Origin of the sequence: Paenibacillus barengoltzii NBRC 101215 (assembly GCF_004000745.1) — a bacterium.
Lineage (GTDB): Bacteria > Bacillota > Bacilli > Paenibacillales > Paenibacillaceae > Fontibacillus > Fontibacillus barengoltzii.
Window position 1 is genome coordinate 15,942 of record NZ_BILV01000029.1, and the last position, 26,719, is coordinate 42,660.

Consider the following 26,719-nt stretch of genomic DNA (forward strand, 5'->3'; position numbering starts at 1 on the left):
CGTTAGAAAAGAAATTCCCCTCATTTGGCCGAAATAAGCGCTGTGGTAAGCGTTAGCCGGAACAGATCACGGCGCCCGGCGGGCTAGGAGCAGGTAAGCGAAGTCAGGCGCAGAGGTGAACCTGCGCGCTAACGCTTGTCAGCAACGCTATTGGGCCCAAAACGGGGGCGATGAGAATCTAACGCTGATGAGAGAGCTTAATTGCCGGTTTCGCCCTCGAAACGGGGCCCTTTGGAGTAAATAAGCTCGCTGGCAAGCGTTAGAAAAGAAATTCCCCTCATTTGGCCGAAATAAGCGCTGTGGCAAGCGTTAGCCGGCACAGATCACGGCGCCCGGCGGGCTAGGAGCAGGTAAGCGCAGTCAGGCGCAACTAGAACAGTAAAAGTAACTTGCGCGGCGGTAGCGTAATGAGTTGGCAATTGGGAACTCGCGGAGTAACTAAAATTAGCGGCATCAGAGTCACTTGCGGATCAACAACAGAAGAACTGCAGGAATAGTGACAGAAGTGACTGTGGCAGTGACAGTGACTATTGGCAGTGACTGTGACTGTGGCAACAACAGCAACAACAGCCGAGAAACCTGCAGCCACAGCGAACCTGCGCTCCAACGCTTGCCAGCTACGCTATTTCGTCTAAAACAGGGGGTGTTGTGCATCCTTAACCCTGAAGAGGGCTGCAAACTAGCCCTTTTCGCCGCCCTAAACTCCCCAAGATGGACGTGAACTTTGTACGGTGATCTCCCCTCTTTTTTGCGGCCCAATCCCCCGGCACCAAGCCCGCAGACCATGCTCGTCCATTCCTTCGGAATATTTATCCAAGTGCAAGGATACAATGGGAAGGGCACGCTATTAATCCTATGAAACAAAGAAAAAAATTTGTACAAAGGAACTTGAAATCTATTCGCAACTTGAGTAATATAAAAGTGGTTGTTAGCACTTGGGATGATCGAGTGCTAATATTAATGACAACATCTACACATAACACCACATATTTAAAGGAGGCTGTTTTTTCATGATCAAACCTTTAGGTGAACGCGTTCTCGTGCAACCGATCGAGCAAGAGGAGACAACGGCATTTGGCATCGTGCTTCCAGACACAGCCAAAGAAAAACCACAGGAAGGTAAAGTCATCGCCGTTGGCAGCGGAACTTTGAAAGATGGCGTCCGCGTTCCGTTGGAAGTGAAAGAAGGAGACCGCGTTATTTTCTCCAAATATGCTGGCACTGAAGTGAAATACGAAGGCAAAGAATATTTGATTATGAAAGAAAGCGACATCCACGCGATCATCGGCTAATCCGCCGATTCGTATCTGAACGAATATCTACACAACTATATGGGAGGTAATTGAACAATGGCAAAAGAGATTAAATTCAGTGAAGACGCCCGCCACGCGATGCTTCGTGGGGTTGACGCTTTGGCAAACGCAGTAAAAGTAACGCTCGGTCCTAAAGGCCGCAACGTTGTACTGGAGAAGAAATTCGGCAGCCCGCTCATCACGAATGACGGCGTAACGATCGCAAAGGAAATCGAACTGGAAAACGCCTTTGAAAACATGGGTGCTCAGCTCGTTAAAGAAGTTGCGACGAAAACCAATGATGTAGCCGGTGACGGTACGACAACGGCAACGGTTCTGGCACAAGCCCTGATCCGTGAAGGTCTGAAGAACGTTACTGCCGGCGCTAGCCCAATCGGCCTGCGTAAAGGGATCGACAAAGCGGTTCGCGCTGCAGTCGAAGAACTGAAGAAGATCTCCAAAACGATCGAAGGCAAACAATCGATCGCTCAAGTTGCTGCAATCTCCGCGGCTGACGAAGAAGTTGGCGAACTGATCGCTGAAGCGATGGAGAAAGTAGGTAAAGACGGCGTAATCACGGTTGAAGAATCCCGTGGCTTTGCAACGGAGCTTGAAGTGGTTGAAGGGATGCAATTCGACCGCGGTTATGTATCTCCTTACATGATTACAGATACGGACAAAATGGAAGCCGTACTTGAAAATCCATACATCCTGATCACCGACAAGAAGATCAGCAGCACGCAAGAAATCCTGCCAATTCTGGAGAAAATCGTACAACAATCCAGACCGCTGCTTATCATTGCTGAGGACATCGAAGGCGAAGCTCAAGCCATGCTGATCGTGAACAAACTGCGTGGTACGTTCAGCGCGGTAGCTGTTAAGGCTCCTGGCTTCGGCGACCGTCGTGAAGCGATGCTGCAAGATATCGCTGCTCTGACTGGCGGCCAAGTGATCACAGAGAAACTTGGTCTGGATCTGAAGAGCACGACGATCGAGCAATTGGGTAACGCTCGTCAAGTTATCGTTACGAAAGAAAATACGACCATCGTGGACGGCAGCGGTGACAAAGCCGACATCGATGCTCGCGTAAACCAAATCCGTGCGCAACTGGAAGAAACGACTTCCGAGTTCGACAAAGAAAAACTGCAAGAACGTCTGGCTAAACTGGCTGGCGGCGTAGCCGTTATCAAAGTTGGTGCAGCTACGGAAACTGAACTGAAAGAACGCAAACTGCGTATCGAAGACGCACTGAACGCTACGCGTGCAGCTGTTGAAGAAGGTATCGTTTCCGGCGGTGGCGTAGCCCTCGTGAACGTATACAATGCAGTAGCTGCGGTTGAAGCAACTGGCGACGAAAAAACGGGCGTTAACATCGTGCTTCGCGCTCTGGAAGAGCCAGTTCGTACGATCGCTGCAAACGCTGGCGAAGAAGGCTCCGTTATCGTGGATCGCCTGAAGAAAGAACCAGTTGGCATCGGCTACAATGCGGCTACTGGCGAATGGGTGAACATGATCGAAGCAGGTATCGTTGACCCTGCGAAAGTAACTCGTTCCGCATTGCAACACGCAGCTTCCGTTGCAGGCCTGTTCCTGACAACTGAAGCCGTGATCGCGGACAAACCAGAACCAGAAAAACCAGCTGCTCCAGACATGGGCGGTATGGGCGGCATGATGTAAGATAGGCTATAAAGTCTAGCCTAAAGAGGTCTCTCTTTTGAGAGGCCTCTTTTTTGTCTTCTTATAATATGCAAATGGACGCTCCGTGTAGATTACAGCGGGATCCAATCCACGATTATCACCATGTCGTCAATTTATAGTTCAAATGGCACGAAAACTCATTATAATGGCTATAAAAGTTGTGTAATCTGTCTATGTTGTCGTATATTTTAAGTCAAATGCCAAGGAGGCTTACTAACAAATGATTCGCATTGGCAAAATCAGCTATTGGCACGTTCATGCAGAAGATTACACGAAGCAGGCACTAGAGCATCCTGAGACGAAGCTGGCTGCGATTTGGGATGAACTTCCCGAACGCGGGCAGGCCAAAGCGGCGCAGTATGGAGTACCGTACTATGCTTCACTGGATGAGATGCTTGCGCAGGACGACATCGACGCGGTTATTGTGGATGCACCAACGAATATGCACCGCGACGTCATGGTGAAGGCGGCGGAGGCAGGTAAACATATTTTCACGGAGAAAGTTATTGCCCCTACGGCTAAGGAAGTTTCGGATATTCTCGCTGCGGTTCGAAAAGCGGGCGTGAGGCTGATGGTTTCCCTGCCGCGCCTGTATGACGGTTACACGCAGACGATTGATCGGGTGCTCCAAGGCGGTAAGCTCGGCAAGCTGACGATGGCACGGGTGCGGCTGTCGCATAACGGCGCGACGGCGAACTGGCTGCCTGAACATTTCTTCTCGAAGGAGCAGTGTGGCGGCGGTGCCCTTATCGATTTGGGCTGCCATCCGATGTACCTGGTGCGGCGTTTCTTGGGGATGCCAGAGAGTGTAAGTGCGAATTTCGGCTATGTGACAGGGAAGGAAGTCGAAGACAACGCCGTAGCCATTCTGCGTTATGCGGAAGGGGCGATTGGCATCGTTGAAGCGGGCTTTGTGAACAGCCACTCGCCGTTCTCCATCGAGCTTCACGGAACGGAAGGCACGCTGTTGTACGGATTCCCGGATGAAGTTCCAGTCGTTCGTTACAACGGCGGCAGCGAACAGTGGGAGAAGCTGGAACTGGATGACCGATTACCTTATGCCTTCAGCCAATGGGTGGAACATATCAAGCTAGGCACCGAGGCGACGGACAATATCGCAGCAGCTGTGGATCTGACTAAACTCATGGAAGCATCGAATCGTTCGGTAGCGGAAGGCCGGCCGATCCGGATCGACGAACTGGCTGAATAAACATAACAGATGACCATTGAAGGAAAAGAGGGATCAAGATGCGGGCAGATCATCGCGAATCGACAGGGAAGAAGCCAACTGACCGTAAAACGGCGGGGAGCGCGAGTCCTTTTCCGTACGCCAGAATGGCGGAAAGACAGGATGCACTCGACCGACTGGAGCTGCAATTCCGCTGGGGCGGTTACGGCATTCGCGTGCTGCGCTGCCATCTGGCCTCGTTTCCTCCTGGACATATCATTCAGTTTCATAAGCACTCGGGCTATGAATTTCATTATATTCCGAAAGGCAAAGGCAAAGTCATTCTCGTCGACCAGACCTATGATCTCCACGAGGGCATGTTCTATTTGACCGGACCGGACCTGGTGCATTATCAGGAGTCGGACCCGGAAGATCCAATGTATGAACTATGCCTTCATTTGGAGATCGAGCCGCTGGAGGCGGGTGGCCAACCTGGCGGCTGGGGAGACGAGTTGGAGGCAGCGGAGGCGGAGGAGTGCATCACCTCGTTGGATCGTTTGCCCGTCGCACCGGTCGTTGACCGGTTCCATGCGATGAGTGGTTTTTTGGAAGCGTATCGTATATTGGAGGAACAACCGATCGGCTTCTACACGCTGCTGAAGCAGGAAATCGTGCAGATATTGCTGCGCACCGTTCGCGTGCTGGACCGGGCCGATGACAGAACGGGAATTCCTGAGAGAGATATGAGCTTCCATCGATACAAGTTGGCCACGCAATACATTCAGGACAACGAAAGCATGCCGATCTCGCTGGAACAGGTTGCAGAAGCCATCGGGATCAGCCCGCGGCAGCTTCAGCGGATCTTCCGAAGTGAAGGGCGGACGACGTTCCGCGATTATTTGGAGCATACGCGGCTGACCGCGATCTGTTCGGACCTGCTCCTGACGGACAAAGCGATTGAGGAGATCGCCATTGCCCACGGTTTCGCGAATCCAAACTATCTGTACCCGGTGTTCAAGAGCAAGTATGAAGTAACGCCAAGCGCGTACCGCAAAATGCACGCGGGCGAGCATTCGGCGCCCCATTCCAAACGAGAGAAGGAAGCGAGCATATGAGTAAACATGTACGTATCGGCATTATCGGAAGCGGCGGAATTGCCAAAGCCCACGTATCGGCTTACCGGAAGCTTCCGTTCGTAGAGATCGTGGCAGTCGCCGACGTGATTCCCGGCAAAGCCGCGGATTTCGTGGAGGCGCTGCAATTGGACGGAGCGGCAGCCTATGACGGCCATCGCAAGCTGCTCGAGCAAGAGCTGGACGCCGTCAGCATCTGTACGCCAAACGTCTCACATCACGAGACAACGGTGGATTCGCTGAAGGCAGGCAAGCAAGTGTTGTTGGAAAAACCGATGTCCGTCACGTTAGCGGAGGCGCTGGAGATGACGCAAGTGGCCCGCGACACCGGCAACATGTTAACGATCGGGTTCCAGCCCCGCTATGACCCGAATATGAAGCTGTTGCAGGAAATTGTGCAATCCGGTCGGTTAGGCAAGGTCTATTACGCCGAGACGGGCGGCGGCCGCCGGCGTGGTATGCCGGGAGGCACGTTTATCAGCAAGAAGCTGGCTGGAGCCGGGGCGATGGCGGATATCGGCTGCTACTCGCTGGATATGGCGTTAAATACGCTGGGTTATCCTCGTCCGCTCACGGTATCTGCCTTTACGTCGAACCATTTCGGCCGCAATCCGCTTTACCATCCCGAAGCATCCAAGTTTGAAGTGGAGGATTTCGGTGTGGCGATGGTTCGCTTCGAGAACGATCTGGTGTTGCAGTTCAAAATCTCCTGGGCCATGCACATGGACACGTTAGGCGCAACGATGTTCCTCGGTACCGATGCGGGACTCAAGGTTACACCGGCAGGCAGCGGTCCTTGGTCTGGTGTATGGGACGGTGCGGTAGGTTCGGTTACGCTGTACCACGACGAATACGGTCGGAATACCCAGACGCCGATTCCACTCATCGAGCACAAACTGAACTTGTTCGATGAGAAGGTCCGGGACTTTGCTGAAGCGGTGCGCGACGGTCGTCCTGCACCGATCCCCGGCGAGCAAATTTTGATCCAACAAGCGATCATTGACGGCGTGCTGCGTTCCGCTGAAGCGGGGCGCGAGGTGTCTGTAGAACTCCCGCGGAATGATTAATCTTTCATCTATATTCGTTTTATCTCAACAGCCCCTGCGCTTCTTGGCAGGGGCTGTTTATGCGATGTCGCAAAAATGAGGGGGAATGCAGGATTCAACCGACTTCATGTTGAACAATATAAGGAATCTCATGGAAAAGGTGGGATATTTAAGATAACACAGCCATTCTAACTATGGGAAGTATTCTGACATAATCGTGATGGAGTTGTGAAGAGAAAAAGGCGCAGTGAGGCAATGTAAATAACCTATTCAATCAACAAAATTTTGCATTAGGGCTGGTTTTACATTGTCTTAGGAATTCTCTCTCATCTAACATATTATGAAAATTTTGAATATTTAACACTCGATTTACAAAAATAAATGCCATATTTCAAATGATCTATGTTAGAATAAGTGACAAATTGGGGTTCGGGAGGATGCAAATGTGGACTTATCTGATTCGTCGAGCTATTCAATCGGTGTTTGTGTTATTTATCGTTATGAGCGTTTGTTTTTGTGCGATGCGCCTGATGCCAGGGAATATGTGGACCCTTAGCATTGGGATGACCGAAGAGCAAATTCAATTTGCGAACGAACAGAAGCACCTCTTTGGTCTGGACTTGCCGATCTACCAGCAATATTTCCGGTGGATCAATGACCTTCTGCATGGAAACTTTGGTCTGGATTATTATCACACACCGATTAGTAGTTATATCTGGGGATATTTCTGGAATAGCTTTTACTTATTGGGTACGTCATTTCTCATTGCTTTGCTGATTGCTATACCGTGGGGCATTTATAACAGTAAACGACAGGACGGGCTATCGGATAAACTAGGTTTGATCCTGAGCCTGGTTGGTTACAGCATTCCCGTGTTTGTGTTGGGGCACTGGCTGCAGGACATCTTTGCCTTCAAATTGTTCTGGTTCCCGCCAAGCAGCATGCATGCTCCAAACAAAAAGGGGGACTGGATTGATCTTATCTACCACATGGTTCTTCCCGTGGCCACAGTTACGATCGGACTGATTGCTTATTATATGAAAATGGTTCGCACCAGCATGATTGAGGTGCTGCCTTCCGAATTTCTGAGTCTGGCCCGCGCGAAAGGGGTCTCGGAACGAAGAGTCACCTATCGACATGCATTAAGAGTCGCTGTAGTCCCCGTCATTACCATCATCATGCTGGATTTGCCGACCCTGATATCGGGTGCCGCGGTGGTCGAGAATGTTTTTAACTGGGGAGGTATAGGAAGCTTGGCGGTATTTTCCGCGCAATCCCGGAACTATCCCGTGTTGCTCATGATCATCTTAATCATCTCTGCATTTGTGGTGGTTGCCAACTTTCTGGCTGACCTGCTCTATACAATCGTCGATCCTCGGGTGAAGATTCATCGAAAAAGCGTTCTGCGGCGTTGATCAGCTGGAAGGCAGCGAGCTGTTCATGCGCTGAATAAATTCCCGCGGCGATATGCCTTCTACTTTTTTGAACACTTTGCTGAAATAAAACGCACTTTCATACCCCAGCTTCTGCGAGATTTCATAAATGCGCCCTTCACCGCGAACCATCATTTCCTTAGCGGCTGCGATTTTAGTCTCCGTGACGTATTCCACGAAATTGATTTTGGCCGTTTTGGAGAAGAGATGGCTTAAGTAATTGGGGCTGAAGTTAAAAACATCCGCCACCTGATTTAAGGACAGCTTACTGTTCAAGTTCCGTTTCACATAGTCCTGCACGTTCCGCACGATTTGCTCCTTGTAACTTTGTTTGCGGGAAGACAGGATTTCGCAGCAACCGTCCCGAAATTGCACGAGCCAATCGATCACGCCTTGGGTTGTTTGCTTTTTATAGATCGCGCGGTACCCCTCCGGCTCATTCTCGAAAATTTGCTCAACCACGTTCTCGCCGTCTGCCAGCAAAGAGGTGGCCATATATAAAATATTGCAAGCCGCATCGGTAGCGGGTACAAGTAACTCCGGCCGGCCATTAAACCGATCAATGAGATTCGTGATCATGGTGTGCAATGCGTGGGTATCCAGTTCTTCAAAGGCGCGGCGGATCTCCGAACGGGAGACGATGGCATCGACTCCTGGGGAAGCGAGATTCTCCGCTTCGCTCTGGGTGAAGAAGACAAACGATTGCTGATCGAGGGCAAACGGCAACGCCCGCCGGGCAGCCAGGTAGCTTACATGCAGCAGGTACGGGTCCTCCACGGCATTCCCAACCGCGCCGATGATTTTTACATTGAAATAGGAATGGAGCACCTCTGCCATATGGTGCAGGAGCTCCTCCACTTCCGGCATCCAGTGGTTCGGATCTGGATCTGACAGGGGCAGCACAATTGCAAAGTTCCGCAAATCCAGGCTGGTTACGAAGCAGGGCCGCGACGAGGCGAGTGTATCCTTAGCCATCTGCACCGTGCTGGAGCACAAAGCGACCAGCTTATCCCCGCGCGGAGGGACGCTCTCCGGTCCCTGAATCCGGCAGGAGCAGACGAGGTGGGCAGGAGCGGATAAATCCAGCTCAAGATCGTCTCGTTGCAGCAGGAACTGATTTTTGTTCTCGAACAGCTGATTAAACAGTCGGATAAAAAATTTATCGCGCAGCGCATGCAAATTGCTGCGGTACAGCATACTCGGGTAACTCTCCACGGTTTGGTATTCCCCCAACATGGCAACGGCCTTCTGAACGGATTCGGCCAGGATCTGCGGGGTTAGCTCCAGCTTGACTAAATAATCCGCTGCCTGAAGATGAATGGCGCGACGTGCGTATTCAAATTCCTCATAGCTCGTTAAGAAGATGAAGAGCGGTATCCGGCCATATTTGTCGCGTACGGATTCAGCGACCTGCAGACCGGTTTTGACCGGCATCTTAATGTCGGAAATGACCAGGTCAGGACGCAACGATTCGATCATTTCCTCTGCCTGAGCACCGTTGTGGGCAATGCCCACGATTTCGATCTGATAATCTTCCCATTTGAGCATGGACTGCAGGCCGATACAGACGAGTGCCTCATCATCGGCAATCAGCATTTTAATCATACGATCACTTCCTCCCGTGGTTTACGATAGCGACAAGTTGTCAAAGTTGGAGGTCAAGACTTCCGGCAGGGCAACAGCAAATGCATTCTCGTAAATTCGTTCAACTTGCTTTCGATCGAGAGGCCGTATCGATCCCCAAAGGTCAGACGCAGCCGATCGTGTACGCTGCGGAGCCCGATATTTTCGAACAGGCCTTTGGAGCCGGGTTCTTCTTGCTTGGACAAAATCGCCTCAATTTGGGCTTCACTCATTCCCACGCCGTTATCCTCAATCGTAATCCGCATGTCATACCCGCTCTTGGCCACAGACACCGTGATGTTGCCGCGCCCCTTCGGTTCGATTCCATGAAAAATCGCATTCTCCACCAGCGGCTGCAGTGTAAAGCGGGGAACCAGACTGGAAAGGAGCTCCTCGTTATCAATGATTTGTTCCATTGTAATCGTGCCGCCGTAGCGATATTTCTGAATGAGGAAATAGTCATTCATCAGGCTAAGCTCTTCCTGCAGCGGAACCAACTTGCGTTGATCTTTGGCGATGCTGCGCAGCAGCCGCGATAAGGAGGTGACCATATCTGCGATACCCGTAGCGTTCTGAATCGTAGCCATCCATCTTATCGAGTTCAGGGTATTATAGAGAAAATGAGGACTGATCTGGCTTTGCAGCATGCGATATTCCAGTTCCTGCTTCTGCTTCTCGTCCGCGACACGAGATTCCATCAGCGTCAAAATATCCTGGGACAACCGATTGATGCCGCGTCCCACATCCCCGAGCTCGCTGTTCCATTCAATATTCCGGTCGATAAAGAAATTGCCTTGCGCGATCTTATCAATCCGTTTGCGCAGCTTCTCCACGGGCAGGCTGATGGTGCGGGTTAAATACAACATAATAAATCCGCTTAATGCCAGCACCAGCACAGAAACGCCAATCATCAGCAGTAGCCAAGCGTTGAGCTGTGGAGCAAATTGCTTCTTGTCCAGCGTTTGGGCGAGTCTGACGCCTTCCCGCACCGGATAGGACACCGAGATGAGGCGTTCCCCGTCCTGCTCCATCCACTCGAGCTTGGTGAGCGCCCCGGTGGCTTCACTTTGATCATACGGCAACAATGTGTAAGGGCTTTCGATTTCCTGCACTTTGTCCCCTTCGATCCGGTACGTTTGGCTGCCAAGGGAGAGCAGCAATTCCGAGCCCTCCGGCAGACTGTAGCCTTTAAGCTTATCGGTGATCACGGAGGTGTTCGCCAGAAGATAGACCGTCCCAATGCGTGCAGCCCGTTCACCGTAAATTGGCAGAACGATGGGGATGCCGCTGGAGCGGGAGAACGGGTCCTGGATCACGCGCTCCCAAGCTTCCTTCGCATCTGGAACCAGACCGGGAAGCTGGGTTATATTATGAATATTCAACGGAACTGAAGCGCTTCCAGAATTGTCGACCTGAATGAACTTATCTTGGTGATCCGTGATGATCAGGCGGCGCACGTAGCTGTTGGACCGATTCACTCGGAAATCCTCCTGCATCGATAAGAAGGCGTTCAGCCCGTCTCTGGCGCTGGCGTCCGGTGAGATAAAATAGTCCTGAATCAGCTGATTGGTAGGCGAGTTCGTACTGCTGGTCAAAGCCAAAGTATACAAGTTATTTAAATCTTGATCGATGATATGAGAGACGAGTTGCAGGTTAAATTCTGTCGCCTGAATGGTGGTTTTCCGTTGAAAATACGAGATCAGCTCGTAGCTGAAAAAAGACAGAATTCCTGCGATCAGCAAGGCAAACACGGTCATGATCAGGATGATCCGGCTTTTGATAGTGGCTTTTCTTGCGCGCGTGTCGATCACCTCATCCGGAGTAAGATCAATGCGAGTTTTAACCGATATAGATAACAATAACATGAGTTGACATCGTCGGTAGCGGTAAGGTTCATAAACAACCATTTTTACATCTTTTGAGTATGATTTTACAGCTTTTCATCCATTTCTTGAAGAACCAAATAGAAAAGTGTAGGAAAAGAACGTAAAAATGTATGCCCTTTCATTTTAGATTTCGATACCATGAACCTAAGGATTCGGCGCTGCCGATCTGGAAGTTCAAAACAGGAGGAAAAGGGGTTTGAAGATGAGACGAAAGAAAGTATTCGGTATTACCTTGGCGGCCGTTCTTCTTATAGGTCTGCTGGCAGGTTGTTCCGGCAACAACGGAAACTCAGGCAAAGCGAATACCACAGAGCCTCAAACGAACAATTCTGCAAGCGTTTCCAATGAGACAAGCGATAAGCCGGTCACACTGAAATGGGCGCTGTGGGATTGGGAAGCCACTGCTTACTACCAGCCTTTGATCGATGCTTATAAGAAAGACCATCCGAACGTAACGATCGAATATGTTGACCTTGGCTCTACCGACTACATGACGATGCTCAGTACGCAGCTCTCCGGTGGGGCTGACCTGGATATTCTGACCATCAAGGACATCCCGGGCTACGTCAACCTGGTGAAGCAGAACCATCTGGAACCGCTGAAGAGCTTCATTGACACTCAAGGCATTGATACTTCCCTCTATGGCGGAACGGTAGAACAAATTCAAATGAACGGCGATGTGTTCGCACTGCCTTTCCGCAGTGACTTCTGGGTCGTTTACTATAACAAGGACCTGTTTGACAAAGCCGGAGTTCCTTATCCTACCAACGATATGACACTGGATCAATACGACGAGTTGGCCCGGAAAATGACGTCCGGCAGCGGCTCGGAAAAAGTATACGGCGCGCACTACCACACTTGGCGCAGTGCAGTACAGTTGTTCGGCATCCTGGACGGCAAGAACACCATCGTGGATGGAAATTATCAATTTTTGAAACCAATTTACGAACGAATTCTGAAACAGCAAGACGACGGCATCGTGATGGACTACGCTACGTTAAAAACCTCCAGCACTCACTATTCCGGCGTATTCTACAATAACTCCGTTGCGATGATGAACATGGGCAGCTGGTTTATCGCTACGCAAATTGAGAAAGTGAAGAGCGGCGAATCCCAGGCTACCAACTGGGGGATCGTGAAATATCCGCATCCGGACGGCGTACCTGCCGGAACAACGCTGGGGACCATTACTTCCCTGGCTGTAAACCAAAAGTCCGCTAACAAAGATGCCGCTTTAGATTTCTTGAAATTCGTTACCGGTGAAGAAGGTGCAGCAGTGATCGCATCCACAGGTACGATTCCGGCGATCAAGAACGATGAAGTGGTTAGCTCCATCGCTTCCATGGACGGCTTCCCGACGGACGAGAACAGCAAAGCAGCTCTCACGACCGAGAGAACTTATCTGGAAATGCCGCTGCATGAGAAGAGTGCGGACATCGAGGTCGTTCTGAACGAAGCACACGACAACATCATGACGAAAAATGCGACCATCGACGAAGGATTGGCAGATATGGAGAAACGGGTGCAAGAGGTACTTAATAACTAATCTGATCTCGCATGAGATTTCGATGCTGCCAGGGGCGGGCCTTATGAGCCCGCCTTTTTTTCCCAATGCTCTAGCACAAGTAGGTTTGGAGGAGAAATCATGCAGAATGAACCCGTGTTAGGAACGAAAGCAGTTAAAAGAAGCGCGTTGTCTAAGAACGTCAAAGATCATTTGGTGGCGTACAGCTTCATTGCCCCCAACTTCATTGGCTTTGCCGTGTTTACGCTGGTGCCGATGGTTTATGCGTTTGTACTCGCTTTTGTGAAATGGGACGGGGCTAACCCGATGGAGTACGTGGGATTGCGTAACTTCTCCCGGCTGTTGCAGGACAGCACCTTTCACAAGGCGTTCTGGAACACCATTATTTATACGATTGGCGTGGTGCCGTTAACGATGGTGTGTGCGCTGGCACTGGCGATCCTGCTTAATCAGAAGCTGTTTGGCCGCAACTTTATGCGGACCGTGTTCTTCTTCCCCTATGTCGCTTCACTGGTTGCCGTGGCAGCCGTTTGGAATTTCGTGTTCAGCCCCACGATGGGGCCGGTGAACAATCTGCTGCACTCGATTACCGGCATCCCCATTGAGGATTTGCCCCGTTGGGCGGCAGATAAAGATTGGGCGATGTTTACGGTCATTCTTTTTACAGTGTGGAAAAATATGGGTTACTACATGGTCATTTATTTGGCAGGTTTGCAGGGAGTAAATCCTGAGCTGTATGAAGCTGCCGAGCTGGACGGGGCGGGACCATGGAAAAGATTTGTCAACGTGACAATCCCGCAGCTGGCACCTACTACGTTCTTTGTCCTGATGATTCTGATCATCAACTCGTTTAAAGTGTACGACATCTTTATCAACTTGTTTGCCGGTGCCGATAATCAACTGAACAATTCGACCCGGGTACTTGTTTATCAAATCTACAATACCGCGTTCCGCTCGCTGGATTACGGGTACGCCAGCGCCATGGCGATCGTGCTGTTCCTGCTCGTTCTGGGGATTACACTGATTCAGTTCCAGGGCGAGAAGAAGTACGGACAATAGGAGGATGCAAAAATGACAGGAGCTAACAAACAAGTCAAAACCGTTGCCAAGATTTTTGCGTACCTGGTGCTCGCGGTCGTTGTGCTATGCATGCTTGTTCCTTACGCGTGGATGCTGTCGTCCTCGCTGAAATTAAATAAGGATGTATTCTCGTTCCCGATGCAGTGGATCCCGGATGCTCCAAGATGGCAGAACTACGTGGAGATCTGGACGCGGATCCCGCTCGGCCGGTTTATATACAACACCGCGAAGCTCTCGGTGATCGTTACTTTGCTGCAACTGCTGACTTCCAGCTTTGCGGCATATGCGTTCTCGAAGCTGCGGTTCAAAGGGAGACATGCGTTGTTTCTCGGCTATATTGCGACTATTGCCATTCCGTGGCAAGCCTACATGGTTCCGCAGTTTATCATGATGCGTTCCATGGGGTTAAACAACACTCATCTTGCGATTATTTTTCTACAGGCGTTTTCGGCGTTTGGCGTGTTTTTGATGCGTCAGTTCTATCAAGGCATTCCGGATGAGCTCTGCGAAGCGGCACGGATTGACGGACTTAATGAATATGGGATCTGGGCCAAAATCATGCTTCCGCTCTCAAAGCCGGCGCTGTCCACGCTGACGATCTTCACGTTCGTCAATACGTGGAACGATTTCCTTGGGCCGATGATTTACTTGACCAAGACGGAGCTCAAAACGATCCAAATCGGCTTGCGGATGTTCATTACGCAATATTCCGCTGAATATGGGTTAATTATGGCCGCCAGCGTCATTTCGATCATTCCGGTGCTGATCGTCTTCCTCGCGCTGCAAAAATATTTTGTCCAAGGTGTGGCCTCGTCCGGCATCAAGGGGTAATAAATGGTAGTCTCGGATGAAAGGAGCTGAAGTAATGAATAGTTTGACCGTTAATGCCCCGCTCCAAACGCGCAGCGACATGGTGAACGTGTTGGAAGAGCTGGTGCATCCCCTACGGCCGTTCTATAGTGAAGGCGGCGCCCGGCTTGGTCTTGGCAAGAGCGGGGTATCCTACCCGGCGGCTGTAGCGGAGATGGAAGGGTTCTCTCGGGTGCTGTGGGGATTAGTACCGTTGCTTGCGGGCGGCGGCAGCAGTGAGTTATGGGACGTTGTTCTGGACGGAATCCGCTGCGGCACGAACCCGGATCATCCGGAGTATTGGGGCGAGGTCGGCGATTATGATCAACGGCTCGTGGAGATGGCGGTTTTTGGCTACGCGCTGGCATTGATCCCGGAACACATTTGGGAACCGCTTCACCCGGAGGAACGTGATCGGCTGTACCGCTGGCTGAATCAGATCAACCAGCACCCCTGTCACGATTGCAATTGGTTGTTCTTTAACGTGCTGGTGAATGTGGGCTTCCGTAAAGTTGGCTTGCCTTACGATGCGGAGCAGCTGGAGCGAAATCTAAACCGGCTGGACGTATTCTATCTGGAAGATGGCTGGTACAGCGACGGCGTTGGGGGACACAGCGATTATTACGTCCCGTTCGCATTTCACTATTACGGGCTGCTCTACGCACGGATCATGGAACAGGAAGATCCGCGGCGTGCGCAAGTGTATAAAGAGCGGGCCGCGATGTTCGCAGGCGAGTTTCTTGCTTGGTTCGCCCCGGACGGTGCCGCGCTGCCGTACGGGCGCAGCTTAACCTACCGCTTCGCCCAATCCGCCTTTTGGAGCGCACTGGCCTATGCCGGTGTAGACGTGCTTCCGATGGGGGTAATCAAAGGTCTGGTGCTGCGCAATCTGCGCTGGTGGTTAAGTCAGCCCATGCGCAGTTCCGAGGGGCTGCTCACCGTGGGCTATGCCTATCCGAACCTGGTGATGGCGGAGAACTACAATGCGCCGGGTTCGCCATATTGGTCGCTGAAAGCGTTCCTGCCGCTGGCCTTGCCGGAGGACCATCCGTTCTGGACGGCGGAGGAGCTGCCGCTGCCGGAGCTGCCGGCGCTGAAGGTCCAGCGACCGGCACATCTCGTGCTGGCTCGTGATCCTGCGTCCGGCCACGTAGCAGCCTTCAACACCGGTCATCGCGGCACGAACGAGCACACCCATACCTCGGCAAAATACGAGAAGTTCGTGTATTCCACCGGGTTTGGGTTCAGCGTACCGCGCGCGGAGTGGGGCTTGTCCCAAGGTGCGTTTGATTCCATGCTGGCACTCAGCGAACGCGGGGAGAACCTGTACCGGGTAAGACGCCGCAATCAGAAGACATCGATCCAGGATAACGTGCTGTATGCGGTATGGAAGCCTTGGTCGAACGTGGAGGTGCACACCTGGATCGTTGCCGGACTCCCCTGGCATGTGCGGATTCATCGCATCGAGACGAAGCGAGCGCTGGACATCGCGGAAGGAGGATTCGCGCTGGGAGTGGAGACGGAGTTGACGGAGTGGATCGAGGGGGAACGGACAGGGGGGGCGGAAGCTGGTCGGATCGCTGCCGGAGCCGCCAGTCCCGTTGGAGCCAGCGGAGTGCAAAGTCTGCTTGGCTTCGAATCGGCCGAGCTGATTCGCCCGAACGCCAATACGAACGTTCTATACCCTCGCACTGTTCTTCCCACGCTGCTTGCTTCCCTGGAACCGGGGGTTCATCTGCTTGCTTCGGCGGTTTACGGCGATCCGTCGCCGGGAGCCTCATGGCAGCCGGTGGCGCCTGAAGCGTTAAACCTTACGATTGGGGAGCGGGCGATTGTGATCACAACCTGCTCCGGCAATGACATCCGGATTGGATTGGTTTAGCTTAGTCAACGCCGCCGTTTTGGGCTGCGGTGGAAGGAGGAACACGGATGACCGTTCGCGAGGGCTGGGAGCAGCTGGCCGAAAGTCTCATCCCTTTGAAGGCAGAGGATTATTATCCGCCCGGCGGCGGACAGGCGTTTTGGACATCGTTGCGTGAAGCGTCGGAGGCTCAGGCCGAGCTTGAAGTAATCCGCAGCGAGGGGGAACGGCTGCTAAAGTGCCCGGCGGAAGAGCTGACTTATTCGCTGTTTTCATTATTTGCCGTTCAGGGCTCGCGGCTGGAGTATGAGCGGGTGTATTTTGAGAAGCGACGGCGGTTGAACACCTTCGCCTTTCTGTCGCTGCTTGAACCGGAGTCGGCGGTGTACGAAGCAGCGCTGCGGGATGCCGTCTGGGCGATCTGCAGCGAACTTACCTGGTGCTTGCCCGCACATGTGGAGGCGAAGCGTCCGGTCTCCGAGACCATCGACCTGTTCTCGGCGGAGACGGGCTTTGCGTTGGCGGAGTTATCTTTGCTGCTGGGCTCGCGTCTGCCGGAGCTGTTGCGGGTACGGATCGCCGAACTGGTGGATGAACGACTGTTCCAGCCTTTTCTGGAGAATGGCCCTTATCACTGGGAGGAACTGACGAACAACTGGTCGGCGGTTTGCGCCGGATCGATTGGTTCGGCTGCGCTGCTGCTGATGACCGAACCGCAGGATTTCGCCCGGCTGGCTCGGATCTTAGAGAAAACCGAGCGCAGCATGGGCTTCTATCTGCAGGGATTCGGCGAGGATGGCGGTTGTCCGGAAGGGCTGGGCTACTGGAACTATGGGTTTGGCTACTTTGTGTATTATGCTGACCTGCTGTTAAAGCGAAGCCGGGGGCAGCGGGATTGGTTCAGCGAGGATAAAGTGCGGCGAATTGCCGAGTTCCAGCAGAAGTGTTTTCTAGGCGGCCGGCTAGTCGCCAACTTCTCTGACGCGCTGCCGTACGGGAGCGTCCAGCCCGGGCTGTCGCATTACCTTGCGGAGCGGTATGAGGAAGTCGAGGCTCCGCCTGTCTTGCTCTATGCGGATTACCGCGAGGATCACTGCAGCCGCTGGGCGCCGGCGCTGCGCAACCTGATCTGGCGGGACCGCACTGCGGCAGGCCCGGCGGAGTGGAGAGACGGCGACTTTTGGTTTGAAGACGCCGGCTGGCTGATCTCGCGAATTACTGCCGCGGGGGATACGTTTGGTTTTGCCGCAAAAGGCGGGCACAACGGCGAATCGCATAACCACAACGACCTGGGCCATTTCATGCTGGCGGGCGGAGGCGCGTTTTTCCTGTCCGATCTCGGGTGCGGGGAGTATACGCGGGATTACTTTGGCGAGGGCAGGTATCGTTATGACTGTAACGGCTCACAAGGGCATTCCGTGCCGATCATCAACGGCTGCGTGCAGCGGGAGGGACAGGAAAGGGCAGCGTCGAAGCTTCGCTGCGACATGACTGCGGAGGCATGCGAGTTTGCCTTGGAGTTGTCCAGCGCCTATGAGGATGATAATCTGCAGTCTTTTAACCGAAGTTGGATTTGGAACAAGACGGAGCTGCCCAGCTTAACGCTTCGAGACGACTTTCGCTTTGCAGAAGCGCCGGAAAGTCTGGTTGAGCGGTTCGTTAGCCCAATTCAGCCGGAGATGACCCGCCCGGGGCAGCTTCGCCTTGTCCGCGGTCAGTTCGCGCTGGAACTGAACTATGACCCGTATCAGCTGGAGGCGGAGATGGAGGAACGGACCTACCGGGATCATTACGGGAAGGACGCGGTTTGGTACGCGTTAGATTTTCGGGTCAAGCAGCCGGAAGCGGGTTTTGGCGTGGAGCTTCTGTTTAAATTCGCTCGGCAATAAGGAGAATGGAGGAACGAGGTCATATGCATATCGGAAACGAAAGGGCATGGGTGGAAGCAGCCTGGACGAAGTCGCTGGACAAAACGTTGCGAAACACGGCGAGAATTGGCTCGGGATTCCCCCACGCCAGTAAGGGTGGAGTCTATGATCTGGCTGAGCCGGCCTGGTGGACGGCGGGGTTCTGGCCAGGGCTGCTGTGGCTGCTGTATGAAGGAAGCGGCCGGGAGGAATTGAAAGCGCTGGCACAAGCATGTGAAGCCAAGCTGGATGAGGTGCTGGACGGTTACGTGCGGCTGGATCACGATTTGGGGTTCATGTGGACGCTGACCAGCATCGCTTCCTATAAGCTGACGGGGAATGAAACCTCACGGCTGCGGGCACTGAAGGCGGCGAACTATTTGGCGGCGCGCTTTAACCTGAAGGGGCGTTACATTCGAGCCTGGAATCCGTGGACGGAAGGGGAGCGGAACGAAGGCTGGGCAATCATCGATTGTTGCATGAACCTGCCGCTGTTGTTCTGGGCATCCCGGGAGAGCGGCGATCCCCGGTTCGCGCATGTTGCCGAAGCGCATTTGGACACCGTGCTCCATCATTTTGTCCGCCATGACGGCTCGGTCTATCATATCGTGGTCTTTGATCCGGTCACGGGCGAGCGGGTTGGCCCGCAAGGCGGTCAAGGTTACGCTCCGGAGTCGGCCTGGTCGCGCGGGGCTGCCTGGGCGATTTACGGCTTGACGCTGGGCTTCCACCATACCGGCAAGCCGGAGTATCTGTCCGCTGCGCAGCGGGTCGCGGATTTCTTCCTTGATCAACTGCCGGATGATCAGGTGCCGGCTTGGGATTTCCGCGCACCGGAAGAGCTGCGCGAGCTGCGGGATTCGTCCGCCGGTGCCTGCGCAGCTAGTGGGCTGTTGCTGCTGGCAGAGAAGCTTAGCGGTGAAGGAACAGCTGCCGCAAAGTATCGTGAAGCCGGTGAACGCATCCTGAAGTCGCTGTACGAAAATTACGGCGCATGGGACGACCCGGGGGAAGAAGGGTTGATCCTGCACGGGACGAGCAACTATCCGCAAGGGACAAACATCGATGTTCCGCTGATCTACGGCGATTATTTCTTTGTGGAAGGGCTCGCCCGGCTGAAGAGCGGCGGGTCGACGTATTGGGAATAGAGGAAGTACCGGGTTCAAGTGAAGCTAGAATGATGCTAAGCTCTGATCAAAGGATAGGATCAGAGCTTTTGTCATGATCAGGAAACTAGTGATAAGTGAACACTATAATCCGGATGCATAGGAAGCTTTGTATTCAGAAGGTGTCATATTCATATAAAACTTGAACCATTTCGAAAAGTAGCTTACATGCTGGTATCCTGACTCCAAGGCAGCCTCAAGCACGTTATATCTCCCTGTGCGCAGCAATTCTGCAGCTTTATTGATACGGATAAAATTGACGTACTCCATCGGTCTCATCCCCGTTTGCGTCTTAAAAAAGGTGCAAAAGTGAGAACGGCTGAGGGAGACGGCAGCCGCAAGCTGATCCAAGTCGAGTTTTTCGTGGGAATGCTCTTCGATATAAGTCAATACTTTCTTAATTTGCTCGTTGTCTTTACGTCTATGGGGATATCCGAGAGCATCATTTTTCTCTATGAGTCCGTACCGGCGAAGATCGGCAATCAGCAGCAGGAGAATGCCTTTCACAGCCAACTCGTAGGCAGGCAGCGGATGCTCAAAGCGAAGTATGAGTTGCCGGATATACTCCAGCAATTCAGACGGTGTCCCTCTAGAAGAGGACAACAAGAGGGGGAGTTTCTCGGTTCCTTGAAGGATAGGCCCGAGAAATAGCTGCTGAATCCGATCATTTTGATAGGAGGACAGCCAGGACAATTTGAAAACAATTGAATAATAGCATACAGCCTCATGATCGTTCACTCCCGAATGCAGCTCGCCCGGATGAACAATGAGCGCTTCCCCCTGACAAAGGGCTAACTCGTGGTTTTCAATGCGAAACGTGGCGGAACCTTGAGCCAAATAAATGATTTCCATTTCATTATGCCAATGAACGGGGAGAATGGAATGGGCTCCTGCGGGATGCTCTACCCTGTAAATGTGCATTGGAAATTCGGGAACCCCATGCAGTTTATCTTCCCGGTAACGATGCTCGTACATCGATACCCTCCTTAGGATCGTAATATTGTGATATAAAAACCGGATTATCTGCTAGATGATCCAAGAAAATCAATAATATCATTATATTAAATCAAATCTATAAGGAAAGGTAGCGATGATTCTGAAGCTGACTCGATGGCAGGCCGAAGCAAATGGAATTCGATTGGATACCACGAACGGAATCATGCAAATCGTCTTTTGTACACCGAGAATTGCTCGAATTCGTTATACCTTGGATTCGGATTTTAGCAGGAAACCGAGCTTCATGACGGTGGAGCGCTCGCAGAGTAGCAATGTGCAATTTAAGATCATAGACCACTCAGACGATCTGGAAATCTCCACCGAGCTGCTCATGATCCGAGTAAACAAAACAACTTGTGCATTTAGCTATTGGGAGGCCAGCGGCAGACTGCTGACGAAGGAGCCGCCCCGAGGTGGAAAAACGCTTGAACGTACTGATGTCTACCGCACGATTTTTGATGTCTCAGCCGGTGAAGTTGCAACGGACCGCGGCGCAGACGGGTTCCGTGCACGTGCAGAGGGGAGCAACCAAATATTTGACAGGACCGCCTACCATACGAAACTTGAGTTCGAATGGCAGGAGGACGAAGCGCTGTACGGACTTGGTTCACATGAAGAGGGAATGATGAATCTTCGAGGCCAACATCAATATTTGTACCAACAAAATATGAAAGCGGTTGTTCCAGCCCTAATCTCTACCCGAGGGTATGGTGTCCTGGTGGACAGCTATTCTTTAATGAGTTTTCACGACGATTCCTTTGGGTCGTACATATGGACTGATGTGGACGATGAAATGGATTTCTATTTTATCTACGGTCCGGAATTTGATCAAATCATCGAGGGGATTCGTCATTTGACAGGAGACGCACCTATGCTGCCCAAATGGGCATATGGTTACATCCAATCGAAGGAGCGCTACATTTCCCAAGAAGAGTTGATCGATATCGCACGGGAATATCGAGAGAGAGAGCTGCCGATTGATGGGATCGTCCTAGATTGGCAGTCCTGGACAGGAGAGCTATGGGGGCAAAAAACATTGGATCCGCAGCGCTTTCCAGACCCTTCGGAAATGATGCGGCAGTTGCATGCGTTACACGTCAAGCTGATGGTATCGATCTGGCCGATTATGAAAGAAGGGGGCGATAACCATCGAGAGATGAGCGAGCATGGATATCTGCTGGGAAATCAGGCCACCTATGATGCGTTCACAGATGGAGCCCGACGATTATATTGGGAGCAGGTTCATGCTGGGCTATTCTCCCATGGAGTCGATGCATGGTGGTGTGACTGCACTGAACCGTTTGAAGCGGATTGGACCGGACAGGTCAAGCCGGAGCCTGAACAGCGAATGCTAATCAATACGGCTGAAGCGAAGCGTTATCTTGATCCGGAATATATCAATGCTTACTCATTGCTGCATTCCAAAGGAATCTATGAAGGTCAACGCTCTGTAACCGATCATAAACGCGTAGTGAATTTAACGCGTTCTGCCTATGCAGGCCAGCATCGCTACGGCACGATCACTTGGTCAGGAGATATATCCGCCAATTGGGAGACCTTGAGGAAGCAGATTGCAGATGGACTTAACTTTTGTGTGACCGGGTCACCCTACTGGACGATGGATATTGGTGCATTTTTCGTTCGGAACCAAGAGAATCTCTGGTTCTGGAACGGTGATTACAACGAGGGAGTTGCGGATTTGGGATACCGCGAGCTGTATGTCCGTTGGTTCCAATTTGGAGCTTTTCTCCCGATCTTCCGCTCCCATGGGACGGACACGCCTAGAGAGATCTGGAGATTTGGTGAACCAGGGGATCTCTTCTACGAAGCATTGGTCAAATATTTGAAGCTTCGTTATAGGCTGATGCCTTATATTTATTCGCTTGCGGGGGCGGTGGCACACCGTTGCTATACGATGTATCGAGTACTCGCTTTTGATTATCGGGAAGATCCGAGAGTACATGATATTGATGACCAGTTCTTGTTTGGACCTGCCTTTCTTGTTGCGCCCGTGACAACCGCGATGTATTATGGACCCAATTCCCGTAAGCTTCACGATGTGAGGAAGATGCGACAAGTCTACCTGCCGAGTGGGGGTTGGTATGATTTTTGGACCGATGAACATCTTGAGGGCGGGAAGACGATCGATGCGAAAGCGGATTTGGATGCGCTTCCACTCTTCGTGCGCGCCGGCTCCATCGTTCCTATGGGGTCGGATGTCCAACACACGGGGGAACAACCGGCGATGCTTCTGCTGAAAGTATATCCCGGCCAAGATGGAAGTTTTACGCTCTACGAAGATGAGGGGGACACCTATCATTACGAGAATGGCGCTTATTCGATGATCGAGATGAGCTGGGACGATACGAACCACAGATTGACGATAGGGCCGCGCATCGGCAGCTTTCCAGGGATGCCGGAGCACAGACAGTTCATGGTGGAAATTGCCGGGAGAGCGGGTCAAATTGTCGTTTCTTATCAAGGAACCCCAGTCGTCGTTCAGTCGACCGAATTCAAAGTTCAAGGGAGAGATGAAGTGTTATGAAAAAACAAGGATTAAACCCCTACCTCCCATCCTGGGAGTATATCCCGGACGGAGAACCGTATGTCTTTGGCGACCGAGTTTACGTTTATGGATCGCATGATCGTTTTAACGGCCATGTGTTTTGTTTAAACGATTATGTATGTTGGTCCGCCCCCGTGGATGACTTGAGCGACTGGCGCTATGAAGGCGTGATTTACAAGAAAACCGATGACCCTTTAAATCCGGATGGGCGGATGAACCTGTTTGCGCCGGACGTCACGCGTGGACCGGATGGGCGTTATTATCTTTATTATGTTCTCGACAAGGTTTCCGTCGTTTCCGTTGCCGTCTGTGACACCCCTGCCGGAAAGTATGAGTTTTACGGGTATGTCCATTATGCCGACGGCCAACGGTTAGGGGAAAGAGAAGGCGATGAACCACAGTTTGATCCAGGTGTGTTGACGGAAGGCGATCGGACTTATCTGTACACCGGTTTCTGCGCTATTGGTGATCGATCGAGACATGGAGCCATGGCGACGGTACTTGGGCCGGACATGCTGACGATTGTGGAAGAGCCGGTATTTGTGGCGCCAAGCGAGCCTTACAGCAAGGGTACCGGATTTGAAGGTCATGAATTTTTTGAAGCACCTTCGATCCGCAAAAGAGGAGACACTTATTACTTTGTGTACTCTTCAATCGTTATGCACGAGTTGTGTTATGCAACCAGCAAATCCCCGACCAGCGGCTTTGTCTACCAAGGCGTGATCATCAGCAATAACGATCTGCATATCGATACCTACAAACCGGCGGAGAAGCCGATGTATTACGGCGGAAATAACCACGGCAGCATCGAGAAAATTGGCGATCAGTGGTACATCTTTTATCATCGTCATACCAATGGTACAGCGTACTGCCGACAAGGCTGTATCGAACCGATTGTCTTCCGGGAGGATGGTACAATCCCGCAGGTGGAAATGACATCCTGCGGCCCCAATGGAGGGCCGTTGGTCGGACAAGGAGAATACCCTGCTTATCTAGCATGCAACCTGTTCTGTAAGGATGAATCGCTGTATACTGGCGGTTTTGGTTCGGGGGCATGGTTGGACAGCCGATTCCCCAAGATTACTCAGGATGGGAAAGATGGGGATGAAGAGGTCGGTTATATCGCCAATATGACGGATTCTGCCACGGCTGGCTTCAAGTACTTTCATTGCCAAGGGATCAAGAAGGTGAAAATCAAAGTACGGGGATACTCCAGGGGGGTCTTTGAAATCAAGACGGCTTGGGACGGCCCTGTTCTCGGAGAAATTCCGATTCAATTTGCAAATATTTGGACGGAGTACTCCGCTGACATCCGTATTCCTGACGGTGTGCAGGCGTTGTATTTCACCTATAAAGGTGAAGGAAGTGCAAGCTTCGCCTCCTTTACCCTTGAGTAATGAGCTAAATACTCCTTTCTGCAAGCAGAAAGGAGTATTTTTTATCATCGGATAAGAGGTAGATATTAAAAAATGACAACGCTTTCTTAAAAATGTTGGCTTACTCTGTCCCTTCGCCAGGGAGTAACCTATTAACAAGGGAGGGACACAAATGGATGTAGATACACAATTGGCAGGACCGACCGGAATAAACAAGAAGGCATCACAATTTTGGAAGCGGTTTAAAAAGCAAAAGGTCCTGCATCTTTTCGTTGGGCTGGGCATGATTTTTTTGCTGATCTTCTCGTATACCCCGATGTTTGGCATCATCATGGCATTCAAGAATTATTCGATCTCCACAGGCATCAAAGGAATATTTACAAGTGAGTGGATTGGTCTTCAGCATTTTAGCGAATTCGTCAACGATTATCAGTTTGGCAACATTGTAAGGAATACGCTGGTCTTGAGTTTCTTGAAGGTCATATTTGCCTTTCCGGCTCCGATCCTCTTGGCTATCTTGTTAAACGAAGCAAAAAATCTTGGATTTAAGCGGGTTGTCCAAACCGTTAGTTACTTGCCGCACTTCATCTCTTGGGTCGTTGTTGTCGGAATTTCCTTTGCTTTGTTATCTACAGATGTTGGAATGGTCAACAAGGTGCTGTTGTCCCTCGGATTGATTGACAAGCCATTAGATATACTTACCAATCCCAATTATTTCTGGGGCTTGGCGGTGACGACGGCCGTGTGGAAAGAAATGGGGTGGTGGACGATCATTTTCTTGGCAGCCATCGCAGGCATTAATCCCGCTTTGTATGAAGCCGCGCAAATTGATGGCGCCGGAAGGCTGGCGCGTATTCGCCATATTACCTTCCCGGGGATGAAAGGAACGATCGTTGTCGTACTCATTCTTACCATCGGAAGTATTCTAGGCGGGGGATTAGTTGGATCCAACTTCGAGCAAGCTTATCTGTTCGGAAATAGTATTAACAATCCCACATCCGAAATCGTACAAACCTACGCATTTAAAGTCGGGTTAAAAGATGGACGGTTTTCCTACGCCGCAGCTATTGATTTGATCCAATCCGTTATCTCGGTCGTTCTGATCTTCTCTAGTAACTTCATCGCGAAGCGAACGTCCGGATCAAGTCTATTCTAGAAGGGAGAGGAAGACATTGACGCTAAGTCAACGACAAAAAGACCGGATAATGGATACCGTAGTAAACCTCATCTTATTCATCATCATGCTATGCATGCTTTATCCGTTCTATTACGTTCTGATCCTCTCATTCAACAAGGGGACCGATTCGCTTCTGGGAGGGGTGTATCTTTGGCCTCGAACGTTCACTTTGGAGAACTACTCCCAATTCTTGAGCGATCCTCATTGGTACCAGGCTTTTCTAGTGACGATTGCAAGAACGTTATCAGGCACCATATTGGGCGTTCTATTCACTTGTCTAGTTGCTTATGGTCTCTCTCATCGAGATTTGCTTCTCCATAAATTCTATTTCACCGTGATCATCTTCGCGATGTACTTCTCGGGCGGCCTTATTCCTTATTATGTGGTTCTTCGCTCGGTTGGATTGTTGAATTCCTTTGGCGTGTACATTATTCCGTCCATGTTAAGTACCTTTTTTCTTCTCATCGCGATCTCGTTTTTTCGTGAAATTCCTGGAGAACTCAAAGAATCGGCTCATATTGATGGTGCGAACGAATTCGTGATCTATTATCGCATCGTTCTTCCCGTATCGAAGCCGCTGATCGCCACTATGGCGTTGTTTATGGGGGTGGGCCAATGGAATTCCTGGCTTGACTCCGCGTACTTCGTTCAATCGGAAGAGTTACGGACCCTTGCCTTCCGCATGATGGAAGTCATCAACAGAAGTAATGCACCGATGGACGCAATCGCCGTGGCTAACAGCGCGTCGGCGGGTGTCACGAGTTACTCCCTACAGGTTGCCGCCATGGTCATCTCTATCGCACCTATTGTTTGCGTTTATCCATTCCTGCAAAAGTTTTTTATTCAAGGTATCATGCTTGGTTCTGTGAAGGGTTGATTAATCCAATTGATATTAAAGCTTTGGCTTTAATATAAACTACAAGCTTGGAGGGGTGTT

The 26,719-nt window shown here is 51.5% G+C and carries 19 protein-coding genes; 16 read left to right on the forward strand and 3 right to left on the reverse strand.

What is annotated here, in order from left to right:
* Window positions 1-1,010: 1,010 nt before the first annotated feature.
* From groES to PBA01S_RS09995, 6 genes are all read left to right on the forward strand, one after another.
* Entirely contained in the window at window positions 1,011-1,292 is a 282-nt protein-coding gene (gene groES, locus PBA01S_RS09970; protein WP_016313170.1) for a co-chaperone GroES, read from the forward strand.
* A 57-nt stretch (window positions 1,293-1,349) separates the two neighbouring features.
* Window positions 1,350-2,969, forward strand: coding sequence for a chaperonin GroEL (gene groL / locus PBA01S_RS09975; RefSeq protein WP_016313169.1), 1,620 nt, complete (start codon window positions 1,350-1,352; stop codon window positions 2,967-2,969).
* 241 nt (window positions 2,970-3,210) lie between these two features.
* Window positions 3,211-4,200 carry a Gfo/Idh/MocA family protein gene (locus PBA01S_RS09980; protein WP_028539586.1) on the forward strand — a complete coding sequence of 330 codons (990 nt, stop codon included), beginning with the start codon at window positions 3,211-3,213 and terminating at the stop codon, window positions 4,198-4,200.
* A gap of 38 nt (window positions 4,201-4,238) precedes the next feature.
* A complete protein-coding gene (locus PBA01S_RS09985; protein ID WP_127575899.1) occupies window positions 4,239-5,273 on the forward strand; it encodes a helix-turn-helix domain-containing protein in 1,035 nt (344 codons plus the stop codon).
* Window positions 5,270-6,358: a Gfo/Idh/MocA family protein gene (locus PBA01S_RS09990; protein WP_016313166.1), complete on the forward strand. Its 1,089-nt coding sequence runs from the start codon at window positions 5,270-5,272 to the stop codon at window positions 6,356-6,358. Before PBA01S_RS09985 ends, PBA01S_RS09990 begins: the two co-directional genes overlap by 4 nt.
* A 422-nt stretch (window positions 6,359-6,780) precedes the next feature.
* On the forward strand, window positions 6,781-7,752 hold the full coding sequence (locus PBA01S_RS09995) for an ABC transporter permease (protein WP_164744137.1): 972 nt from the start codon (window positions 6,781-6,783) through the stop codon (window positions 7,750-7,752).
* Here PBA01S_RS09995 and PBA01S_RS10000 read toward each other — a convergent pair whose 3' ends face one another.
* Window positions 7,753-9,375, reverse strand: coding sequence for a response regulator (locus PBA01S_RS10000; protein ID WP_127575901.1), 1,623 nt, complete (start codon window positions 9,373-9,375; stop codon window positions 7,753-7,755). It abuts the gene before it with no gap.
* A gap of 53 nt (window positions 9,376-9,428) precedes the next feature.
* The gene (locus PBA01S_RS10005) at window positions 9,429-11,258 is read right to left on the reverse strand and encodes a cache domain-containing sensor histidine kinase (RefSeq protein WP_255315329.1); all 1,830 of its coding nucleotides are present in this window, start codon (window positions 11,256-11,258) and stop codon (window positions 9,429-9,431) included.
* A 223-nt stretch (window positions 11,259-11,481) separates the two neighbouring features.
* Between PBA01S_RS10005 and PBA01S_RS10010 the strand changes: the two genes are divergently transcribed.
* From PBA01S_RS10010 to PBA01S_RS10035, 6 genes are all read left to right on the forward strand, one after another.
* Window positions 11,482-12,825 carry an ABC transporter substrate-binding protein gene (locus PBA01S_RS10010; protein WP_127575918.1) on the forward strand — a complete coding sequence of 448 codons (1,344 nt, stop codon included), beginning with the start codon at window positions 11,482-11,484 and terminating at the stop codon, window positions 12,823-12,825.
* 99 nt (window positions 12,826-12,924) lie between these two features.
* The gene (locus PBA01S_RS10015) at window positions 12,925-13,863 is read left to right on the forward strand and encodes a carbohydrate ABC transporter permease (RefSeq protein WP_009226434.1); all 939 of its coding nucleotides are present in this window, start codon (window positions 12,925-12,927) and stop codon (window positions 13,861-13,863) included.
* Window positions 13,864-13,875: 12 nt separating this feature from the next.
* Window positions 13,876-14,715 (forward strand): carbohydrate ABC transporter permease, encoded by an 840-nt coding sequence (locus PBA01S_RS10020; RefSeq protein ID WP_016313161.1) that lies wholly within the window; start codon window positions 13,876-13,878, stop codon window positions 14,713-14,715.
* A gap of 34 nt (window positions 14,716-14,749) precedes the next feature.
* Entirely contained in the window at window positions 14,750-16,615 is a 1,866-nt protein-coding gene (locus PBA01S_RS10025; protein WP_255315330.1) for a DUF2264 domain-containing protein, read from the forward strand.
* 47 nt (window positions 16,616-16,662) lie between these two features.
* Window positions 16,663-18,483 (forward strand): heparinase II/III domain-containing protein, encoded by a 1,821-nt coding sequence (locus PBA01S_RS10030; protein ID WP_255315331.1) that lies wholly within the window; start codon window positions 16,663-16,665, stop codon window positions 18,481-18,483.
* Between the two features lie 23 nt (window positions 18,484-18,506).
* Window positions 18,507-19,649 carry a glycoside hydrolase family protein gene (locus PBA01S_RS10035; protein ID WP_127575904.1) on the forward strand — a complete coding sequence of 381 codons (1,143 nt, stop codon included), beginning with the start codon at window positions 18,507-18,509 and terminating at the stop codon, window positions 19,647-19,649.
* 102 nt (window positions 19,650-19,751) lie between these two features.
* On the opposite strand, the gene PBA01S_RS10040 is transcribed toward PBA01S_RS10035, so the two are convergent.
* Entirely contained in the window at window positions 19,752-20,642 is an 891-nt protein-coding gene (locus tag PBA01S_RS10040) for a helix-turn-helix transcriptional regulator (protein WP_127575905.1), read from the reverse strand.
* A gap of 115 nt (window positions 20,643-20,757) precedes the next feature.
* Between PBA01S_RS10040 and PBA01S_RS10045 the strand changes: the two genes are divergently transcribed.
* The 4 genes from PBA01S_RS10045 (at window position 20,758) to PBA01S_RS10060 (ending at window position 26,659) form a co-directional block, all read left to right on the forward strand.
* Window positions 20,758-23,208, forward strand: a complete 2,451-nt coding sequence (locus PBA01S_RS10045) for a glycoside hydrolase family 31 protein (protein WP_127575906.1) — start codon at window positions 20,758-20,760, stop codon at window positions 23,206-23,208.
* Entirely contained in the window at window positions 23,205-24,626 is a 1,422-nt protein-coding gene (locus PBA01S_RS10050) for a family 43 glycosylhydrolase (protein ID WP_028539579.1), read from the forward strand. Before PBA01S_RS10045 ends, PBA01S_RS10050 begins: the two co-directional genes overlap by 4 nt.
* Before the next feature lie 151 nt (window positions 24,627-24,777).
* A complete protein-coding gene (locus tag PBA01S_RS10055; RefSeq protein WP_016313154.1) occupies window positions 24,778-25,761 on the forward strand; it encodes an ABC transporter permease in 984 nt (327 codons plus the stop codon).
* Window positions 25,762-25,777: 16 nt separating this feature from the next.
* The gene (locus PBA01S_RS10060; protein ID WP_028539578.1) at window positions 25,778-26,659 is read left to right on the forward strand and encodes a carbohydrate ABC transporter permease; all 882 of its coding nucleotides are present in this window, start codon (window positions 25,778-25,780) and stop codon (window positions 26,657-26,659) included.
* Window positions 26,660-26,719 lie beyond the last annotated feature (60 nt).

What these genes read in the sequence shown, in the direction of transcription:
- PBA01S_RS10015 (WP_009226434.1), top strand. Translation starts at nt 12,925, where the DNA reads ATGCAGAATGAACCCGTGTTAGGAACGAAAGCAGTTAAAAGAAGCGCG.
- PBA01S_RS10055 (WP_016313154.1), top strand. Translation starts at nt 24,778, where the DNA reads ATGGATGTAGATACACAATTGGCAGGACCGACCGGAATAAACAAGAAG.
- PBA01S_RS10005 (WP_255315329.1), bottom strand. Translation starts at nt 11,258, where the DNA reads ATGTTATTGTTATCTATATCGGTTAAAACTCGCATTGATCTTACTCCG.
- PBA01S_RS09980 (WP_028539586.1), top strand. Translation starts at nt 3,211, where the DNA reads ATGATTCGCATTGGCAAAATCAGCTATTGGCACGTTCATGCAGAAGAT.
- PBA01S_RS10010 (WP_127575918.1), top strand. Translation starts at nt 11,482, where the DNA reads ATGAGACGAAAGAAAGTATTCGGTATTACCTTGGCGGCCGTTCTTCTT.
- PBA01S_RS10045 (WP_127575906.1), top strand. Translation starts at nt 20,758, where the DNA reads ATGATTCTGAAGCTGACTCGATGGCAGGCCGAAGCAAATGGAATTCGA.
- PBA01S_RS09985 (WP_127575899.1), top strand. Translation starts at nt 4,239, where the DNA reads ATGCGGGCAGATCATCGCGAATCGACAGGGAAGAAGCCAACTGACCGT.
- PBA01S_RS10020 (WP_016313161.1), top strand. Translation starts at nt 13,876, where the DNA reads ATGACAGGAGCTAACAAACAAGTCAAAACCGTTGCCAAGATTTTTGCG.
- PBA01S_RS10030 (WP_255315331.1), top strand. Translation starts at nt 16,663, where the DNA reads ATGACCGTTCGCGAGGGCTGGGAGCAGCTGGCCGAAAGTCTCATCCCT.
- PBA01S_RS09990 (WP_016313166.1), top strand. Translation starts at nt 5,270, where the DNA reads ATGAGTAAACATGTACGTATCGGCATTATCGGAAGCGGCGGAATTGCC.
- PBA01S_RS10035 (WP_127575904.1), top strand. Translation starts at nt 18,507, where the DNA reads ATGCATATCGGAAACGAAAGGGCATGGGTGGAAGCAGCCTGGACGAAG.
- PBA01S_RS10040 (WP_127575905.1), bottom strand. Translation starts at nt 20,642, where the DNA reads ATGTACGAGCATCGTTACCGGGAAGATAAACTGCATGGGGTTCCCGAA.
- PBA01S_RS10025 (WP_255315330.1), top strand. Translation starts at nt 14,750, where the DNA reads ATGAATAGTTTGACCGTTAATGCCCCGCTCCAAACGCGCAGCGACATG.
- groES (WP_016313170.1), top strand. Translation starts at nt 1,011, where the DNA reads ATGATCAAACCTTTAGGTGAACGCGTTCTCGTGCAACCGATCGAGCAA.
- PBA01S_RS09995 (WP_164744137.1), top strand. Translation starts at nt 6,781, where the DNA reads ATGTGGACTTATCTGATTCGTCGAGCTATTCAATCGGTGTTTGTGTTA.
- PBA01S_RS10000 (WP_127575901.1), bottom strand. Translation starts at nt 9,375, where the DNA reads ATGATTAAAATGCTGATTGCCGATGATGAGGCACTCGTCTGTATCGGC.
- groL (WP_016313169.1), top strand. Translation starts at nt 1,350, where the DNA reads ATGGCAAAAGAGATTAAATTCAGTGAAGACGCCCGCCACGCGATGCTT.
- PBA01S_RS10050 (WP_028539579.1), top strand. Translation starts at nt 23,205, where the DNA reads ATGAAAAAACAAGGATTAAACCCCTACCTCCCATCCTGGGAGTATATC.